The sequence below is a fragment of the Amycolatopsis sp. DSM 110486 genome (assembly GCF_019468465.1).
Classification (GTDB): domain Bacteria; phylum Actinomycetota; class Actinomycetes; order Mycobacteriales; family Pseudonocardiaceae; genus Amycolatopsis.
This window is the reverse complement of the sequence record NZ_CP080519.1, coordinates 8,571,461-8,589,159: the sequence shown is the minus strand read 5'-3', so window position 1 is coordinate 8,589,159 and position 17,699 is coordinate 8,571,461. Positions and strand designations below refer to the sequence as shown.

The following is a 17,699-nucleotide window of genomic DNA, read 5'->3' as shown; positions in this document are numbered from 1 at the left end:
TCGGCGGCCCGATGAGGAACACGGTGCGGACATGCGCGAGAGCTTTCACGACGAGCTGAACCGCCTCAGCGCACAGACGGGGCAGATGTGCACGCTCGCGGCCGACGCGATCCGCCGGGCAAGCAGAGCACTGCTGACCGCAGACCAGGACCTCGCCGAGCAGGTGATCGCCGCCGACGCCGAGATCGACTGGGCCCGTGCAGACTGCGAGTCGCACGCCCAGGCCCTGCTGGCCCTCCAAGCACCCAAGGCACACGACCTGCGGACCATCCTGGCCGCGATCTACTGCGCCGAACGGCTCGAGCGGATGGGCGACCTGGCCGCCCACATCGCCGGCATCGCCCGCTTCGCCCACCCCCACCACGCCGTGCCCGCCCAGCTCGAATACGACTTCGCCGAGATGGCCGACGCCGCCGCCAGCATGGCGGACCGACTCGCCGAACTGATCGACCACCAATGCCCCTGCGGATTCACCGACCTCGCCGACATCGACCAGACCATCGACACCACCCACGCCCACATCCTCACCCTGATCACCAGCGACCAGTGGCCCCACGGCATCCAGACAGCCATCAACCTCGCCCTGCTCGCCCGCTTCCACGAACGCTTCGGCGACCACGCCGTCGCCGTCGCCAACCGACTGCGCTTCGCCGCCACCGGCGAACTTCCCTTCCACACCCACACCTAACTCGACACCACGTGCAGGTCAGAGGGCTGAACAAGACGATGAATGACAACGCCCAGCGGCCGGTCAATCCGGCACGCCGGGCAGTTGGTACTCCCCGAGTTGAGATCCCCTGAGGAGCTGAATCAGCGGTACTGGCTGGACAGCTTCTTGGCGTTGGCGAGAGCCACGTCGTAGGCCAGCGGTGCGGTGGCGATGTCGTGCAGGCAGCCGGCGCACAACACGCCACCGGGGCCGGGTTCGGCTTCCCCCTCCCCGGAGGCTGAACATGCCCGACACCCCCAGCCCCGCACCCGGCCAGATCGCTACACCGAACTCGACGTCTTCGCCGACTACGGCAGCTTCCTCGTCCAAGACGACACCGCCCGCCCCGACACCAACCGCGCCTTCATCACTGACCTGATGAACAACCTCATCGCCACCACCGACGGCGCCATCGGCGTCGGCACCGCACGACGCCGCACCCTCCCCGTCACCCTCGACATCCGCACCGAAGCACCTGAAGACAACCTCGACGACTGGGACCACGTCAGCCGAAGCCGGCCTCCGCATCACCAGCGGCCGCATCGTCGTGTCCAAACTCGACTACCGACCCACCACTCCCCGCACCGCCGTCCCACCCGGCAACTACACCGCCCACACCTACGCCACAGCCTTCGACACCATCTCCGACGACCGCATCGACGGCAACGACACCTACCACGTCGTCCTCTGGCCCGGCCCCATCGTCGAACCCCACGTCCTCAAGCGATACCCACACCTCCCCATCCCTGGCTGAACGAAACGCGGCCACGTGTTCCTGGTGATCCGCCTCATCGCCTCCGGCCACCCGCCGGCAGATGCGGAACGCTGGCCCGCCTCGGTGCCGAGCTGGTCAACGGCAACCGGTAAGGGCCTGACGTTCCTTCGCCTGCTACGTCGCCGGCCTGTGGAGCTACCGAGGAGCCACGACCCCGTTCCCCGGCGCTACAGGGCTCAGCTTCGCGGCGAAGGCTGGGATCGCTGCCCTACTCGCCCTGCGCGAGCAGCTCAACGCACTACCCAGCAGCGTGCGCGCCGACATCGCCACCGAGCTCATCGACCGGACCATCGATCTGACCCGCCGGATCAGCCAGCTCCGTCGTCACATCGAGAAGCTCGTCGAGTCCATCGCACCGCGGCTAATGACCATCCCCGGCTGCGCGGGCCTGACTGCCGCCAAGATCCTCGGCGAGACCGCCGGAGCAACTCGATTCCGATCCTCGGCTGCGTTCGCCATGCACGCCGGAACAGCTCCGATCCCGGTCTGGACAGGCAACCGGACGCGATTCCACCTCAATCGCGGTGGCAACCGACAACTCAACGCGGCCCTGCGCCGCATCGCTGTGACCCAGCTGCGGATCCACCCACCGGCCCAGACACTGATCCAGCGCCGCATCAACCACGGCGACTCCAAAACCGAAGCGATCCGCGTCCTACGCCGACACCTCGCCGACGTCGTCTACCGCCAGCTCATCAACGACACGCCCCACACACCGAAACAGGGACGCCAACCAACCGCCGCTTGACATAGGAGATTCACGGGCGTGCCTTCCCGACCGACGCGCCAACGTCGGCCTTGCTTGAGAGCCTGAGCTGATCACCGGGAAGGTACGCCCCTCACCGGGCTGATACACAGGTTTCAAGCATTGCTCGGACCGCGACGGCCTTCGTGTCAGTCTCCCTCCGGGCCCACGGGGCCGGTCAGGCTCTGGCGCACCCCGGTCGCCGACGCCTTCTCGACGGCGTCGACGAGGCGGTGCCGAGTGAGCGCGTACGCCAAGTTGGGCACCTCGTGCGTGCCGTCGGCGAGGTCCCGGGCGAGCTGTGCGTAGAGCTGCGCCACGTTGTGCGCCGGGCCGGTCAGCTCCCGCCCCACTCCGGCGAAGTACGCGTCCGGCACGGCGAGTTCGGCCACCCGCGGGTCGTCGCCCGGCCCCCTTCCAGCAGGAGGGGCGCAACCTGCAGACTGCCGACCGCGGAGGTCACAACCAGGTCGCCCTCGGTGCCGTTGATATCCCAACGCAGGTTGTCGCCGCGGGAGGCTCCGCGGCGGTAGTGGATCGACGCGGCGGCTCCCGAGTCCAGGGTGCCGGCGATCATCACCTGGTCGGGCGCGCTGACCGGCGCCGTGCTGCCGTCGTCCGACAGCGTCACCTCGGTGCGTCCGCGGACCAGGCGGGCGTCGAGGTCGGCGAACCCGCCGAGCACATGGTGGACGGCCTCCAGCGCGTGCACGGTGGGTACGGTCAGGGTGGTGGCGCCGTTGGCGTCGTCGTACCAGTACAGGTGGCCCCGGTCCGCGGTCGGGCCCCACGCGACGCCGGAGTCGACCAGCGTGCTGCCGAGCACCCTGCCCGCGTACCCCTGGGCGACCAGGTCACGGGCGTAGTGGACCTCGGGGGCAAAGCGCGCCTACAGCCCGACGGCCGTCCGCACTCCGGCGTGTGCGGCCATCGCGGTGAGATCCCCGGCCTCCGCGAGGCCGACGCCCAGGGCCATTCGCTGTAGACCGTCTTCCCCGCGGACAGTGCCGCGGAGATGATCTCCCTGTGGTGGGCGATCTTCACGGCGACCACCACCAGATCGACGGCGGGGTCGGCGATGAGGTTCGCATGGTTGTCGTACGCAGCGTCCGCGCCGAACTCCTTGGCGGCGGCCTCGGCGGACTCCTGTCGCGACGTGCTGACCGCACGCAGGTCGTACCCGGGCAGCGCCCGCAGCGCGGGGACATGGCCGAGTGCGGCCCATCCGCCGGTGCTGCCGCCGACAATGCCCACGCCGATCGTCTTGTCCCGCTCCACCGTCATCACATCCTCCACAATCTCTCTTCTCTCCATAATGAAGTTTCGCCCGGTGGTTCGGGGGCGTCGCCCTCCGCGCAGGCGGCGGCGCCGCCACGCTCCTGCTTGTCCGCACAGCAGTGCAGGGAACGGAAACGGCTACCTTGCCGGGGATGCGGATACGGCGCAGCCGGGTACATGGGGCTAAGGAGCAAGCGCTGCTCGGTACACCTCACGTCGTATGCATCGGCGGCAACAGCGCTCCGAGGCGCTGACGCAAAACGTCGTCAGCCTGGTGTGTGCGCCGACCGGGCAAGCCCTGCCCGGCGGGGGACGCCGCAGTTGACCGGAGCGTTGTACAGCCGGCATGCGTGCGACGCCCTCGCTCGGGGCCGCCGGACCGATTGGCCGACCTATGACAGCTCAATAGCCGGCGGTCAGCGCGCCGTCGATGGCGAGAGCCGCGCCGGTGATGAACGGGCTCTCGTCACTGAGCAGGAAGGCGGCGAACGCAGCAATCTCCGCCTCATCGGCGGCCCGGCCGGTCGGCTGCTTGTCGAGGAGGGCCTGCGCGGCTTCCGGATTGCCGTCGACAACGCTGCGCCACAGCGGCGTGTTCACCAGCCCCGTCACCAGGGCGTTCACCCGCACGCCGGACCTGGCCGCGTCGAGCGCCGTCGAACGGGTGAGGCCCACGACACCGTGCTTGGCAGCCGCGTAGGCCGGAGCCCCCGGGTCACCCACCACACCGACAACGGAGGCGTTGTTGACGATGGAACCGCCACCTCTGGCCACGATCGCCGGAATCTCGTGCTTGAGGCTGTAGAAAACGCTGGTCAGGTTGAGGGCGATGACACTGTCCCAGAAGGACGCGTCGATGTCCCCGAGCGCTCCCTGGCTGTTGCCGCCGCCCGCGTTGTTGAAGGCGCCATGCAGGCCACCGAACTCGTTGACCGCGACATCGACCAGATGGGCAACCTCCTCCTCGACCGTCACATCCGTCGGAACGAACAGGGCCTTGCCACCCTCCCGGACGATCTCCGCCGCGGTCGCCTCGCCACGCTCCTTGTCACGCGCCCCGATGAGCACCGTTGCCCCCTCGGACGCGGCGCGCCTCGCAAAGGCCGCGCCCATACCGGAGGATCCTCCGGTAACCACGATGACCTTGGACTGCAGACGGTTGGACATGCTTCTCCTTTCGTTGCCCGGCATGGCAGGGAGGCCACGGCCGCCGGGGGACCTCAACGGCCCCGTATGCGGACTTGGTAGGTCGACAACCTGCAGCACGTCCGGCTCGGCGAATGCGTAGAGTGGAACGGCTCGCCCGCCGCCATTCCCAGAGGGGTATCTGACAATTACCTGGTACGTCTCCCGTACCTGGATCAAGTCTCCGGAACAGGAATCAACGCGACAAGAGGGCATTTTGAAGTGCCCAGGTATCACCGAGGGAACCGACCCCCGGGACGGGGGCTGCTCCTGTGATCCGCAGTTTGGCGCCAACTTTATACCTGGTTACGCTTGTATACTTCCTGGTATGACGCAGGTGATCACGGAACCACGGGAGACAGACACCGAACTGTGCGAACGAGGCCATGACCTCATCCGCAGCGTGCTGGAACGCATCGGCGACAAGTGGTCGGTCGTGGTGATCTGCAAGCTCGCCGACACCACCCGCGGGTTCAACGAACTGCGCCGCCTCAGCGGCCCCAGCCCCATTACCCAGCGGATGCTCAGCGCCACCCTGCGAAGGCTTCAGCGTGACGGTCTCGTCACGCGGACCGTCCACAACACCAAGCCCCCGCGCGTCGACTACGCCCTCACCGCGCGCGGGCTCAGCTTGCTGGGCATTGTCCAGTCACTGGCGCGTTGGGCAGAGGACAACTCCGGCGGCATCCTGGACTCAAGAACGACTTTCGACGCCGAACAGGCCTGACAGACCGCTGGAACCTCCCGCCGGTGAGAAGCGTAATTCCCCAGGCGAGGGTCAGGCGGAGCCGGTTGCGCTGCGTGATTGCGCGGCTGCGGATACAGCCTCCGTGTCAGGCGTCCGGAGTCCAGTTCTCCAGTTTGTCCATCCGGAATCGGGTCAGCACCAGCGAGTCGATCAGCCAGTGCCCGTCGACCTTTCGGTAGGTCTCGGTACTGTCCGTAGCCGTCATGGCCCCCCGGGCGTCCTTTCCGGCAGGGAAGGTCAGCAGGTCCTCCAAGACCCAAATCCCGGACGCCGTGTCCGCCCCAGAGCGGACCTGCTGGAGCGGACGGCCTCCGTCGTTTCGGAGTGCCCGGCTGTTTCCGAAACGAGTGGCGCGGTCCGTGTCCCTACAGCGGTTGTCAAGCGGCCCGGCGCTCGGGTGGCCGGTAGGGGGTTTCGTTGCGGAGCCTGGCGAACAGGACGTCGAACCCCTGATGTCCACGATCCGGATGTCCGGATCGTTCAGGTGGTCGGCGAGCCAGGTGGTCTCGGTCAGGACTCGTTGTCGGCAGAGGGAACGACGGGGATGAGCAGACGAGAGTCGAACCGACCTCCGGTGTGGATGACGTGACGGCCGCGGTTGCGATCCAACGTGTGCCCGGCGACGAACACCGTCTCCGGATACGACTGGATGTCGGTGCCCTTCACCAGCACTCGCAGCGACTCCCCGGCGCGGTACAAGGTTCTGGAGGGCCACAACTCGACCTCGACGGGGACGATCTCGTGGGGCACGAGACGGCGTTCGGTGCGGTGCGTGTGGACCGGTTGCTGCCGAGTTGACGTCGCCGGATCGAGGTCCCGGTGAGAGACGCGCTGCCAGCCGTGAGTGCTCTGGCCGTCGTCCTGCCAGGTGAAGTACGGGAAGTTGACGACGACTCCTTCGGCATCGAGCTTTTGGACCGCGACGAAGAGGTCGGCGTCGTCGGAGCCGTCGAGGGAGATCCACAGCTTCAGCGCGGCGTACCCGTGATCTCGGTGTCTTCCGCGAACGTGTAGGAGAAGGTGGCGGTGATCTCGGTCGCGGTCGCGTCGTAGCTGACCGTGGCCTCCCCCGGTACCGGCTGCTCGGTGACGGACGCCGTCGCGGCGTCGAGGAACAGTGGCTTATGGACGGTGCGCTTGATCGGCCACTCGTTCTCGTTTCGCCACCAGCCCGAGTAGTACGCGTCGCGGATCTCGATGCGCACGTGCGGCCATGTGTCGACTTCGTTGTGTTCGTCCTTCAAGTAGCGGTCGAAGAACGCGATCTGCCACCGGCTTCGTCAGGCCGCCGTCGACGCGTAGCACCTGACCGGTGATGTAGGACGCGTCGTCAGAGGCTTGGAACGCGACCGCGGCGGCGACCTCCCCCGTGCGCGCCCATCGGCCCAGCTGAATCCCGAGCGCATCGATCATGTTGGCGCGCACCGCGTCGGCAGTCAGGCCTTGTTTCTCGGCCATCGCCGCGTGTCGTGCGAGCCAGCCTTCAGTCAGCGTCATTCCCGGCGACACCGCGTTGACCCGGACCCCGCGCAACGCGGCTTCGGCCGCCAGGTAACTGGTCAAAGCCACGACGGCGGCGTTCGTGATTCCAGTGACCGCGGCGCCTGGAACCAGAACGTGCGCAGTAGCTCCCGCAACGTTGACGATCGCGCCGCCGGTCATCCTGGGCAGAGCGGCCTTGGCGATCCGGACAAACCCGCGAAGTTTCGTATCGAGCGCTGCACCGAGCACACCGTGCTCGGCGTCGGCAAGTGGCGCCGACGTGATCTGGGGTCCAGCGCAGTTGACGACAATGTCGAGCCGACCGTTCCAGTCGTACGCGTTGCCGACGGCGGCGGCGACGGACTCGCTGTCGCGCACATCTGCGGGTACGGCCAGCGTTTCCCCACTCAGACGTGCCGCGGCGTCCTTCACGGCGGTCTCATCCCGGGCGAGCAGCGCGACAGCGGCGCCCTGCTCGACCAGTAGCTGCGCTACGGCGTACCCAATACCGCGGCTGGCCCCGGTCACCAGCGCCGTGCGCCGCCCCGACTGCTCGGTGCGTGACACTATTCGTGTCTCCTTCTGCTTGTCCCCGGCAGTTCCGCCGGAACGGTGCTTCCACTGCAACGCGGTCCAGCCTGGGCTGACAAGTCGGCCTAACAGGGCCGTTCACGTAGTGCTCGCCACCGAGCTGCCCGGCTCTCGCGTCGCTAACACACGCTGGGGCACGATCGAGGCGCTCAAGCCCCAAACGGGGAGGAATCATGGATAGTCCCGGAGTGCTCCGGACACCGAACAGCTCACCGACCCGTCTCATCGATGCGCTGCAGGTGCGGCCGGGCCGCCGCGCGGTGGCGGTCGGCACCTTCGACGGTGTCCACCTGGGTCATGCACGAGTGATCGCGGGCTGCGAGACGGTGCTGACCTTCGATCCGCACCCGCGGTCGGTAGTGCGACCAGGCGATGGCCCACGACTGCTGACTGACGCGGCCGGCAAGCGAAGGAGGCTCGCCGCACTGGGCGTGAGGGAAGTCGTGGTCATCCCGTTCGACCGCGAGTGGGCGTCCATGGACACAGCCACGTTCGTCGACGAGGTGCTGGTCGGACGACTCGGCGCGGTCCGGGTGGCGGTGGGGGCCGATTTCCGGTTCGGCGCGCGTGGCATGGGCGATGCGCAGACCCTGCGTGAAGATCGGCGATTCACCACTACCGTCGCGGGGATGGTGACAGTCGGCGGGGACATCGTGTCCTCGTCTCGGATCCGTGCTCTCGTCGCCGCCGGTGACGTCGAGCGGGCCGCGCGGCTGCTCGGTCGGCCGCACGCACTGCCCGCTCGCGCGCTCGGTGACGATCGCCTGTTGCTCGATCCGGCTCTGGCGATTCCGCGCCCAGGTCGCTACACGACGGTCGTCGACGGCTCGACGACCGAGGTGACCGTTCTCGACGGTGGTGTCATCGAAGGGGTACCGCGGCGCGAGGTACGCCTGGTCGAGGTGGTTTTCCTGCGCCGGAGCTGAGGTGGCCCAGGCCTGTTAATCCAGGCGAAATCGCACGTTGCCGACCTGCGTCCTGCAGGGGACACTCGGGTGCGGAAGAGCCACACGGCTCAGCAACACAGCGATGGGAGGTGCGTCGCGTGGCGCCTGCCGATGGCGGCGTGTCGCCGGAATCAGGTGCGCGTACTGTCATCCGGCGGAAGCTGGCGCCACCGATTCTCGGTGATCATCTGGTCCGGCGGGGTCGGGTGACCGCCCGCATCCACGCTCTGCTCGAGCGGGCGAACGTACTGACCGTTTACGCGGCAGCAGGATCGGGCAAGACCACCGCCGTTGCCGTGGCACTGGAGGATCTCGACCGGCCGGTGGCGTGGCTGTCGCTTGACGGTACGGAATCAGCCGCAGGGCGCCTCCTGCTGTACCTCGAGGCAGCGGTCGCGCCGCACGCCCCCGAGGCGAGTGGCGCGGCGACCGATGCGCTTGCCGCCGGCATCCTGATCGGTGAGGCGGCGGGTCTGCTCGCCGAAAGCTTGCACGGCACCAGAATCGTGCTCGTCTGTGACAACGCCGAGCGGATCTCCGGCAGCGACGAGGCACTCGCCGTGTTGTCCGCACTCACCCGCTACGCACCCATGGGCGTCGGGATCATCCTCATTTCCCGGACCGCCTTGCCGCTGGACACCGGTTCGACCGGTGAACTGGCCCGCGTCGCCGAACTCACCGGTCCGGACATCGCCTTCGACCTCGACGAGGCCGGGGAAGCGTTGCGTCTGGCCGGGCGATCGGCATCGGACGCGGCTGAGGCCATTCGTGTCACCGGCGGCTGGGTGGCGGGAATTCTCTTCGCCGATGGTGCCGTCGCCGACTCGCCGCACCGGCTTCGTGACTACCTCTCCACGCACGTCCTGTCCGGACTGTCCGAACAGGAGCGAAGGTTCCTGGTGTACACGAGCCTGCTGGATGAGGTAACCCAAGACGACGCGGTCGCGCTCCAGCTCGAAGACGCACCCCGGATCATGGCGGCGCTGCGCCACCGTCACCTCCCCGCGACCTGGCCCGACGATCGAACGTTGATCGTCAGCCCACAGCTACGTGACCACCTGCGCGACCTCCTTGCCGAGCAGGAGCCTGGTGAGCTGAAGCGGGTCCGCCTGCGGCACGCCCGGCTGCTGGTTCGCCGCGGCGAGCAGGAGGAGGCTGTGGACGCGCTTCTCGGTGTCGGTGCAGTTGACGAGGCGTGGGTGCTGGCGGCAGAGCTGCTGCCGCGCCTGATCGAGCGGATGGACTTCGGTCCCGCGGCACGATGGCTCGACGAACTGCAGGCGTCCGAGCGTTCGCTCAGCCCACGGATCGGCGGGATCGTGCTGCGCGTTGCCTTCGCCCTAGAACAGGCCGGGCGGGCGGTTGAGCTCTACGACCGTCACGGTCGCGACTGGATCACCAAACTGGCAGCCGACGAGCACAACGGCTCGGGCGAAGCCCTGGTCCTGCTGGTGTGGTGCCTGTGGCACGCGGGCCGGATCGCGGACGCCGGGCAAGTAGCCGACTTGATGTCACCGGGGCGCGCCAAGGACATCGCGCTTACCGTGCTTGCACTGAGCCGCGACGAATCACCGCCCCCGTTCCCGGCTTTCGCGACCACCCCGTCGGGACCGCTGGACGGGATGCTCATGCGACTGGCCTTCATGCGCGGGCGGCTGGCCGGCTTGGCCGACCCCGGCGCCTATGGTCCTTGGCGCAGCGTTCTCGGTGCCCCCTGGGTCATCGCCGGCCTCCGCGCGACGGGGCGGATCGAACAGGCGATGGCGCGCTACGAGGCGCACCGCGACGCAGCTCAGCCACTGTGGCTGCACGCGCTGGACGCCGTGGAACTCATGATCGACCTCGGGCGCGCCGAGGACGCATGGCAGGCCCTGCGGCGCGGCCACGAACTCGTGGCGGCGACCGGGTCCCAGATCTACCGGGTGTTGCTGCACCTGATGGAGGCGAAGTTGTGCTTGCGCCTGCATCATGACCCGGAAGCCGCGCATCGCGCGCTGGACGAGGCGGAGACGAGCGGCTCGCGTACGCACGCATTCACTCGCGAACTGGCCTGGCTATGGCGAGGGCTCGCGTTCCTGCTGCGGCACCGCGACGCCGAGGCGCGTGATCTGCTGCACCAGGGCCTGGAGAGCATGCGCGGCGCAGACCGCATGCTCGAGATCCCGACGGTCGCGTGTTACCTGGCCGAAGTCCTGTGGCGGCTTGGCGCGGAGGATGCTTCCGACGAGTCCGCGGCACTGGCGATCAGCGTGGCCGAGGAACGGGGTTCGGTGCATCTGCTGCTCAACGCACTGGCGGACGTGCCAGCCGTGGCCGTACGCGGCGCGGACACCGAATCGAACCGGCTGTCGCGCTGGCACGAGCTGAACGCGTCGCTCGCGAACGGCCGCCGGATCACCGCGGCCGGCCGGGCGCCGAGGCTGGTGCTCGAGGACCTGGGTGAGCCGGAACTGCGGGTGGACGGCGTTCCCGCGACGCCGCGGCTGCGCAAAAGTATCGAGCTGCTCGCATACCTGCTGGCCACCCCCGACCACGAGGCAAGCCGTCAGCAACTGCTCGGCTCATTGTTCGACTCGAACAACGAAGCGGCTGGGCGCAGCTACTTGCGGCAGGCGCTGTATCGCCTGCGTGAGGTGCTGCCGGACGAATTGTCGCCCGTTCTGCGGGAAGACCGGTTCTGCCTACCCGGACCCGACCTGGTGGGCAGCAGCGCGGCCGAGGTCCTGGAGGCGTTCGCGCAGGCCGATCACCAGAACGGGGAAGCCAGGCTGGACACGTTGACCGCAACGCTGGCGCGGACCGAGCGAGGCAGCTACCTCAGTGGCCTGTCCGGTGCGTGGGTGGAGGCGCGGCGCGCCGAACTTGACGAGCGCATCCTCCGGGCTCGGCTGGACGTCGCCAGGGTTGCGTTCCGGCTCGGCCGGTATCGGGAGGCGGTCGTCAACGTAGACACGGTGTTGCGCCTCGATCCGTACCGCGAGCAGGGCTGGCTGCTGCGGATCACTCTCGCTCAAGCCAGCGGCAACGACGACGACGTGCTCGCGCTGTACCAACGTTACGTGGCGACCATGCACGAGCTGGCCGTCCCGCCGTCGGCGGAAGTGCACCGCCTTGTCACCCGGCTGCGGAGCTGACGCACTGATTTCCCGGTCAATAACGGGGTCGGTGGCACGGTGGTCTTTACCAACGTCACCCGCGTGCTCCCATGGAGGTAGCAATGGACAGCGCGAAGCATCTTGCCGTGCCCGCTGACACAGACGACGGGGTTTTTCGTTTCCGCCAGGCCATTTCCCGGTTCAGCACAGGGGTAGCCGTGATCACCACCCGCACAGCGGACGGGCCTTCCGGCATGACCGCAAGCGCGGTCGCGTCACTATCGATGAACCCACTGCAGCTGCTCGTCTGCATCGGCTCGAATCTTCCGACCTGCAAAGCGATCACCGAGTCCGGGCATTTCGCCGTCAACGTCCTCGGCGAAGACCAGGAACACATCGCGAAGCACTTCGCGACCCGCAGGAAAGACAAGTTCGCCGGCATCAAGCTGCGAACCGACAGTGACGTCCCAGTGCTCACTGACGCGATCGCGCACTTCGTCTGCGCCGTCGCGGACACGTTGCCGGGCGGTGACCACACGATCGTGGTAGGCGACGTGGTGAACTGCGATCACGTCCCGGGCACAAACCCGCTTGTGTACTTTGCCAGCGCTTTCGGCAGCCTTTCCGACCCGGCGACCCGTAGCGGGACTGCCGGGGGCTGGCACTTCGCGTCGGCGATGTGACCGCACCCCGAACGCGTTCGGCCGTCGTCGTCCGGACCCGACTGCGGCCACCAGCCCCGCACCCGGACGACGTGCGTCGCACGCGACTGCTGGCCCGGCTGGACGCGGTCAGCGAACAAGTGATCCTGGTGGCCGCGCCTCGAGGCGCCGGGAAAACCGTGCTGCTGGCCCAATGGGTCGCCCCCCGGCGGTGTGCCTGGGTAAGCCTGAGCAGCCACGACGACAGCCCGGCGGGCGTGTGGTCCGCAGTGCTCGAATCGGTACGGCCCTATTGCGCCGACGTTCCGACACCCCCGGCAGCACTGCTCGACGACGAAACGACCCTGCTCACCGAGATCATCCCCGAGCTGCTCAACGCGCTGGCTTCGACCGGGTCATTAGCGGTCGTGCTCGACGGGCTGGACGTCATCGAGGACCCGGTAACCAGGGCAGCGCTGGACGAGTTCGTACGCCGGGCCCCCGACACAGTCAGGGTCCTGCTGGCCACGGCACGCCGGCCGAGCGGGCCGGTCGCCGCGCTTCGCGCTGCCGGGCGCCTCGCCGAGTTCACCGAAGAGGACTTGCGGCTCGACCTGGCGGAGACACGGCAACTGCTGTCGGCCACGGCCGGCCGCCTGGTCGACCGGGCAGAAGCGGCAGCACTGTGGCGCGGGTACGAGGGCTGGGCGACCGGTCTGCGGCTGGCCGGCATGGCCCTGCGGAACCAACCGCCCGGCGCTCCCCTGCCATATCCCGTGCCATCGGTCGAGGATTTCTTCCGCGCCGAGGTGCTCGAACGCGTCACCTCACGCCAACGCCGGCTGCTGCTGTACAGCAGCGTCCTGACGGAGCTGACGCCCGATCGTTGTGCGGAAGTGACGGCGCTACCTGCTGCCGGCGAGACGCTGAGCACACTGGCCGCGTCCTCGCTGCTGTTGCGGCGGACCGGGTCCGGTCTGCGGTGCCACCCGGTGCTGCGGCTCGTGCTCAGCTCGGTGCTGACGGCGGAACACCCCGATGCCACAGAGGTTCTGCACGCCCGCGCGGCAGAGCGCCTGCGGCAGGAAGGCGATCCGGACGCCGCCTACGAGCATGCCCGAATGGCCGGGCTACCCGACGTCGCTATCTGCACAGCAATCGAAACCTGGCCGGCGGCGCACCCGCACACCCTGCTCGCACGGCTCGACGAGGTGCCGACGATGCCCGCCGAGGCTCACGCGATCGCCGCGGCAGCCGAGCTGGCTTGCGGGCACCCCGCCCGTGCGGCGACCCGGCTCGCCGGTTCAGACGGTGGCCCGGCGCTTGCAGTGCGGGCGTGGCTGGCACTGCATCGCGGCGATCTGGCCGCCGCACAGTGCGACGCCATGCGAGCAATCGCTACCCACCGACAGGCAGGAGCCCAGCCCTGGTGGCTGTTCATGGCTGACGCCGCGCTCGGCACAGTCGGGGTGTGGGAGGGGCAGGCAGCCGACGTCGTCGAGCAGCTCGCCGTGACGGCTCGCGACGCGGACGGGCTCGGCTATCGGGATGTCGCGGTGCGGGCACTGGACGCACGCACCGCCGGGTTGCTGCTCGCCGGCGACGCCACAGCCGCGCTGGCCTCGGCCACGCAAGCAGTTGCCCTGCACGAGCTCGATCCGACGCGGTGTGTAGCTCCCGTCGTCGCAACCGCGTGTCTGGCGGCCAGGGCGGGCGCGGACCGCGTCAGAATTCCGCCCCCTACGGCGACTCTGGTACCCGCCGCTCCCCACGCGGAGGCGTTCTCGGCTCTCCTCCACGCGCACTCCACGTCCGCTTTGGGGGACGCTCGGCACCGGCGGAGAGCCCACGCACAGGCGCGCGCCGCACTCGCCGACCTCCGGTACGGCCCGGTGCTCGCCAACTTGTTCGAGGAGCAATGGCCTTGCGGGGCTCCGGATCTCCGCCCGGCCGTGCTGTCCGACCGGGAACGCGCCGTGCTCCGCGCCCTGTCCGGGCCGCTGACCCTGCGTGAGATCGCAGCCGAACTGCACGTCTCGCACAACACCGTGAAAACCCATGTCCGATCTGTGTTCCGCAAGCTGGGTGCCCACGACCGCGCCGATGCCGTCAGCCGGGGAGCCGCGTGCGGCACGGTTACCGACCGCGCCGCGCCTACCGGCGGAGCGTGACCGGCGCAGGCCTCGCCAAGCCGATGAAGTGCGGTGCCCGCCTGTCTCACTCTCCGGCTTGGTGGCGGCCCGAAACGGCCGGGTGGTGGGCACCGGCCGTCCCAAGCCGCGGTCTGGCGGTCAATGGGCCCGCGCGTCCTGCTGGCGTGCGTAGGCGGCTTGCCCGGCGTACTCCGTCTTCCCGTCGTCCTTCGGGGTTGCCGGCTCGATACCGGCGATCTTTCGCGCGAGGTCGGCCAGCGGACCCGACGGTGCCATCTCGGCGCGAGCCATGGTCAGCATTCGCACCGCCAGCAACGGGGTTCCGTTGAAGTTCTCGAACACGCTGATCCGGTCACCCCAGTCCGAGAGGTACAGATCCCGGATGACCCGGCTGATCTTGAGCCGGTCGTGCGGCCGCCCGATCGGACCGGTCTGCAACGGCTCGAGCCACCGGCGCAGCTCCGGCTGGTTCCACTGCTTCTCGGTGGGGAAGATCAGCGATGATCGCCCGGCCAGATCGACCAGCTCGTTGACCATCCGGGGCACGTTCTCCAGGTAGTAGGCCCGGCCGAAGTCGAACAGCAGCACGCTCGGCTTGTACAGACCGCCTGGTGTGGTGAACCCGTCTTCCTCACAGGCGAGCACGTGGGCGCGCAGCGTCTGGTGGAAGCCGACGAGCTGCGCCAGCCGAGCCTTGACCGGCGGCAGCTGATAGGTCCCCACGTGCTCGGTGATCAGCAGGGCCAGGCCGACCATCACCTCGGCGCGGATCGTCTGGCGCACGAGCGCCTGGTAGTGCAGCCAGTCGAACACCCGCTGGGGGTAGAGCGAAGCGTGCTTCGGGTTGCCGATGTGAAAGACCCGGTTCCACGGGATGAACACGTCGTCGAAGAGGATCGTGGTGTCCAGCTCGTCGCCCTTGGCAGCCAGCGGGTGCTCTTCGTACTGCCCTTCCTTCACCGTGCTTTCCCGGCAGACCAGAGTGACGCCAGGGGTGTTCGCCCGGACCGCGCCGAAGATGACCTGTTCGCTGGTGATACCCGGACGGAAGAACACCCCGATGTGGATGTAGTCGGCGAACGCCGCACCCGTCGCGATGGCCTTCACACCCCGCACGACGATGCCATCCTCGCGGGTCTCCACGATCCGCAGCGCCGGCGACTCGGCCTGAGCCGACTCACGCGACCGGTCCGCCTGCGGGTCGACGAACGCCGGCGCGGCGTTGAGGTCGCCGTCGACCATCAGGTCCCAGAACTCCTGGATTCCCACTGTCAGGTCACGCCCACCGGTGCCCTGCGACTGCTCACTCCACGGCACGGGATCGTCCTTGTAGGTGTGCAGCACGTAGTTGTTGACGTCCGGCGTCCTCGGTACGGCGCCGCCGTCGAGCTCGCGGATCACCGTCTCCAGATAACCGCGCTTCTGCTTCAACTCGTCCTTCGTCGTGTGACGGAACCAGGTCATCGAACGACGCTCACCGGCGTCGTCGATGAAGGTCATGACATCACGCAGGTCGTCCCGGTGGTGCAGGTCGTAAAAGTCCGCGATGCGCTTCGCGTAGTCACGCGTCTTCGGATGGGTGGCTACGTTGTCGACCTTTTCGTCCCCGACCCACACCACACGGCCGTCGTCCAGTGCGTCCAGGTATTCCTTACCGGTTCGCGGCACAGGTCGCTCCTTCCGATCAGTGGCGCGTCTCGATGCGCCGGTACCGACCATGCCGCGCAGCGGGGTGAGACAAACTCGAGCTCGCCGGGTGAATCTGAGTTAACACGTGATTTCGCCGCGGCTAACGGCAGTCCGGCTACGTTTCCGGCGCAAGCACGAGGAGGAACAAATGCTGGACCCGGACGAGAAGACCATCACCGAAGCGGTGCTGCAGACACTGGTGGACACGCCGGACTCGCGAATCCGCACGGTGCTGTCCGCGCTGGTGCAGCACCTGCACGACTTCGTCCTCGACGTGGATCTCACTGAGGCCGAATGGGCGTATGCGATCGAGTTCCTGACCCGAACCGGACAGAAGTCCGATGACAAACGGCAGGAGTTCATCCTGCTCTCCGACGTGCTCGGGGTGACCATGCTCGTCGACACGGTCAACCACCGACGTAGCACCGGCACGACAGAAAACAGCGTCCAGGGCCCCTTCTACCGGGAGGTACGGCCGGAGTTCGCCGACGGCGCCGACATCTCCAACGGGCTCCCCGGCACACCACTGCTGTTCCACGCCACCGTGGTCGACACCACCGGCGCTCCGGTCCCCGGAGCCGAATTCGACGTGTGGCACGCCGACAGCCACGGCCACTACGACTCCGACGTGCCCGGCCTGGACGCCGCCGCGATGCGCGGACTGTTCCGCACCGGCCCGGACGGGACGGTCACGATCCGCAGCATCGCGCCGGCGCCCTACCCGATTCCGGACGACGGACCCGTCGGCGAGCTGATGCACGCCACCGGACGGCCGGTCATGCGTCCCGGACACATCCACGTCCGGATCGCGGCACCAGGCTTCTCGACCGTGACGACGATGCTGTTCCGCGACGACGACCCGTACCTCACCAACGACCCGGTGTTCGGCACCAAGCGGTCGCTGCTGTACCGACGTGACCTCCGAGAGGGGCGGGACCGGCCGTACGATCTCGTCGAACACACCTTCGTGCTGGACCGCCTGCACTGAGGCTCCGATCGCCGCCAACCCGTGGCTGCAAAACTCCGGCGCCCGGTGCGTCGTCATAACTGGCATATAAAGTCGACGACGAACCGGGCGTTTGATCCGTCGGTGGACGGTCCAGCACCGGCGTTTCGGGCACGTTTCCTCTACCAGCAACCACAAACCAGGCAGCTGGAGGAAGTGATCACTTCTGCGGAGGTGGTGAGGAGATCTTCTTTCGTGGCCGGCGCGTCCAGTGGGTTCTCGCTGAACGCCTCATTTCGCATTTCGCCGGCCCGCCGGCGAGGTTCCCGTCCCGCTGCACCCATTGCTGCAGGTACTGCCGAATGCCCACGACCACGATCGGTCCTCGAGCGGGTCCAGCGTGATCGCAGCGGCGCGACTGTTCTGCACAGCACCACGAAACCCGGCGATCTGGTAACCCACGAGCTTACGCAGAATCACCACCTACGCCCGACCCGTCAACTCATCTCGGCCCACTGGTCAACACGAACACGATCGCCGTGAACACCGCCCGGTCGTCGATCCGCGCCGGTCCACCACCCTGCCGACGAACCCCGTGCTCCGGAATCAGCGGCTCCGCGAGCGCCCACAACTCATCCGGCACCAACCGCCGAGACAGATCATCCACATCCCAAGATCATCCACCAAGACCAGCCAAACCCCTACTGAGACACGC

At 68.0% G+C, this 17,699-nt stretch carries 15 protein-coding genes and 2 pseudogenes; 9 read left to right on the top strand and 8 right to left on the bottom strand.

Features of this window, described 5'->3' with window-relative positions; genetic code table 11:
- The first annotated feature begins 31 nt into the window (after window positions 1–31).
- The 3 genes from phoU (at window position 32) to K1T34_RS41410 (ending at window position 2,232) form a co-directional block, all read left to right on the top strand.
- On the top strand, window positions 32–688 hold the full coding sequence (gene phoU, locus K1T34_RS41420) for a phosphate signaling complex protein PhoU (protein WP_220240126.1): 657 nt from the start codon (window positions 32–34) through the stop codon (window positions 686–688).
- A gap of 568 nt (window positions 689–1,256) precedes the next feature.
- Window positions 1,257–1,463: a hypothetical protein gene (locus K1T34_RS41415; protein ID WP_220240125.1), complete on the top strand. Its 207-nt coding sequence runs from the start codon at window positions 1,257–1,259 to the stop codon at window positions 1,461–1,463.
- 271 nt (window positions 1,464–1,734) lie between these two features.
- Window positions 1,735–2,232, top strand: a complete 498-nt coding sequence (locus tag K1T34_RS41410; protein ID WP_255637943.1) for a transposase — start codon at window positions 1,735–1,737, stop codon at window positions 2,230–2,232.
- A gap of 146 nt (window positions 2,233–2,378) precedes the next feature.
- Here the strand turns inward: K1T34_RS41410 and K1T34_RS41405 are convergent, their stop codons facing one another.
- From K1T34_RS41405 to K1T34_RS41390, 4 genes are all read right to left on the bottom strand, one after another.
- Window positions 2,379–2,621, bottom strand: coding sequence for a hypothetical protein (locus K1T34_RS41405; protein WP_220240124.1), 243 nt, complete (start codon window positions 2,619–2,621; stop codon window positions 2,379–2,381).
- Window positions 2,567–3,055, bottom strand: coding sequence for a hypothetical protein (locus K1T34_RS41400; RefSeq protein ID WP_220247885.1), 489 nt, complete (start codon window positions 3,053–3,055; stop codon window positions 2,567–2,569). The genes K1T34_RS41405 and K1T34_RS41400 overlap by 55 nt, the downstream gene beginning before the upstream one ends.
- A complete protein-coding gene (locus K1T34_RS54880) occupies window positions 2,953–3,513 on the bottom strand; it encodes a Gfo/Idh/MocA family protein (protein ID WP_220240123.1) in 561 nt (186 codons plus the stop codon). The genes K1T34_RS41400 and K1T34_RS54880 overlap by 103 nt, the downstream gene beginning before the upstream one ends.
- A gap of 396 nt (window positions 3,514–3,909) precedes the next feature.
- Complete coding sequence (locus K1T34_RS41390) at window positions 3,910–4,674, bottom strand: SDR family NAD(P)-dependent oxidoreductase (protein WP_220240122.1); 765 nt, start codon at window positions 4,672–4,674, stop codon at window positions 3,910–3,912.
- 346 nt (window positions 4,675–5,020) lie between these two features.
- On the opposite strand from K1T34_RS41390, the gene K1T34_RS41385 reads away from it, so the two are divergent.
- Window positions 5,021–5,419, top strand: a complete 399-nt coding sequence (locus tag K1T34_RS41385) for a helix-turn-helix domain-containing protein (RefSeq protein ID WP_220240121.1) — start codon at window positions 5,021–5,023, stop codon at window positions 5,417–5,419.
- A 531-nt stretch (window positions 5,420–5,950) separates the two neighbouring features.
- On the opposite strand, the pseudogene K1T34_RS41380 reads toward K1T34_RS41385, so the two are convergent.
- Window positions 5,951–6,645, bottom strand: a pseudogene (locus tag K1T34_RS41380) (CocE/NonD family hydrolase).
- Window positions 6,563–7,489, bottom strand: a complete 927-nt coding sequence (locus tag K1T34_RS41370; RefSeq protein WP_220240119.1) for an SDR family NAD(P)-dependent oxidoreductase — start codon at window positions 7,487–7,489, stop codon at window positions 6,563–6,565. Before K1T34_RS41370 ends, K1T34_RS41380 begins: the two are co-directional and overlap by 83 nt.
- Window positions 7,490–7,701: 212 nt before the next feature.
- Here K1T34_RS41370 and K1T34_RS41365 point away from each other — a divergent pair, with 212 nt between their 5' ends.
- The 4 genes from K1T34_RS41365 to K1T34_RS41350 all read left to right on the top strand — a co-directional run bounded on the left by K1T34_RS41365 (window position 7,702) and on the right by K1T34_RS41350 (window position 14,367).
- A complete protein-coding gene (locus K1T34_RS41365; RefSeq protein WP_220240118.1) occupies window positions 7,702–8,439 on the top strand; it encodes an FAD synthetase family protein in 738 nt (245 codons plus the stop codon).
- A gap of 119 nt (window positions 8,440–8,558) precedes the next feature.
- Complete coding sequence (locus K1T34_RS41360; RefSeq protein WP_255637942.1) at window positions 8,559–11,594, top strand: BTAD domain-containing putative transcriptional regulator; 3,036 nt, start codon at window positions 8,559–8,561, stop codon at window positions 11,592–11,594.
- Between the two features lie 83 nt (window positions 11,595–11,677).
- Window positions 11,678–12,238: a flavin reductase family protein gene (locus K1T34_RS41355; RefSeq protein ID WP_220240117.1), complete on the top strand. Its 561-nt coding sequence runs from the start codon at window positions 11,678–11,680 to the stop codon at window positions 12,236–12,238.
- Window positions 12,239–12,357: 119 nt separating this feature from the next.
- A complete protein-coding gene (locus tag K1T34_RS41350; protein ID WP_220240116.1) occupies window positions 12,358–14,367 on the top strand; it encodes a LuxR family transcriptional regulator in 2,010 nt (669 codons plus the stop codon).
- Between the two features lie 120 nt (window positions 14,368–14,487).
- On the opposite strand, the gene K1T34_RS41345 is transcribed toward K1T34_RS41350, so the two are convergent.
- Entirely contained in the window at window positions 14,488–16,017 is a 1,530-nt protein-coding gene (locus K1T34_RS41345) for a 4-hydroxyphenylacetate 3-hydroxylase family protein (protein ID WP_220240115.1), read from the bottom strand.
- Window positions 16,018–16,186: 169 nt separating this feature from the next.
- Here K1T34_RS41345 and K1T34_RS41340 point away from each other — a divergent pair, with 169 nt between their 5' ends.
- Window positions 16,187–17,026, top strand: a complete 840-nt coding sequence (locus K1T34_RS41340) for a dioxygenase (protein WP_220240114.1) — start codon at window positions 16,187–16,189, stop codon at window positions 17,024–17,026.
- 469 nt (window positions 17,027–17,495) lie between these two features.
- On the opposite strand, the pseudogene K1T34_RS41335 reads toward K1T34_RS41340, so the two are convergent.
- Window positions 17,496–17,651, bottom strand: a pseudogene (locus K1T34_RS41335) (transposase); the annotation flags it as partial.
- Window positions 17,652–17,699 lie beyond the last annotated feature (48 nt).

What these genes read in the sequence shown, in the direction of transcription:
- phoU (WP_220240126.1), top strand. Translation starts at nt 32, where the DNA reads ATGCGCGAGAGCTTTCACGACGAGCTGAACCGCCTCAGCGCACAGACG.
- K1T34_RS41390 (WP_220240122.1), bottom strand. Translation starts at nt 4,674, where the DNA reads ATGTCCAACCGTCTGCAGTCCAAGGTCATCGTGGTTACCGGAGGATCC.
- K1T34_RS41355 (WP_220240117.1), top strand. Translation starts at nt 11,678, where the DNA reads ATGGACAGCGCGAAGCATCTTGCCGTGCCCGCTGACACAGACGACGGG.
- K1T34_RS41385 (WP_220240121.1), top strand. Translation starts at nt 5,021, where the DNA reads ATGACGCAGGTGATCACGGAACCACGGGAGACAGACACCGAACTGTGC.
- K1T34_RS41340 (WP_220240114.1), top strand. Translation starts at nt 16,187, where the DNA reads ATGCTGGACCCGGACGAGAAGACCATCACCGAAGCGGTGCTGCAGACA.
- K1T34_RS54880 (WP_220240123.1), bottom strand. Translation starts at nt 3,513, where the DNA reads ATGACGGTGGAGCGGGACAAGACGATCGGCGTGGGCATTGTCGGCGGC.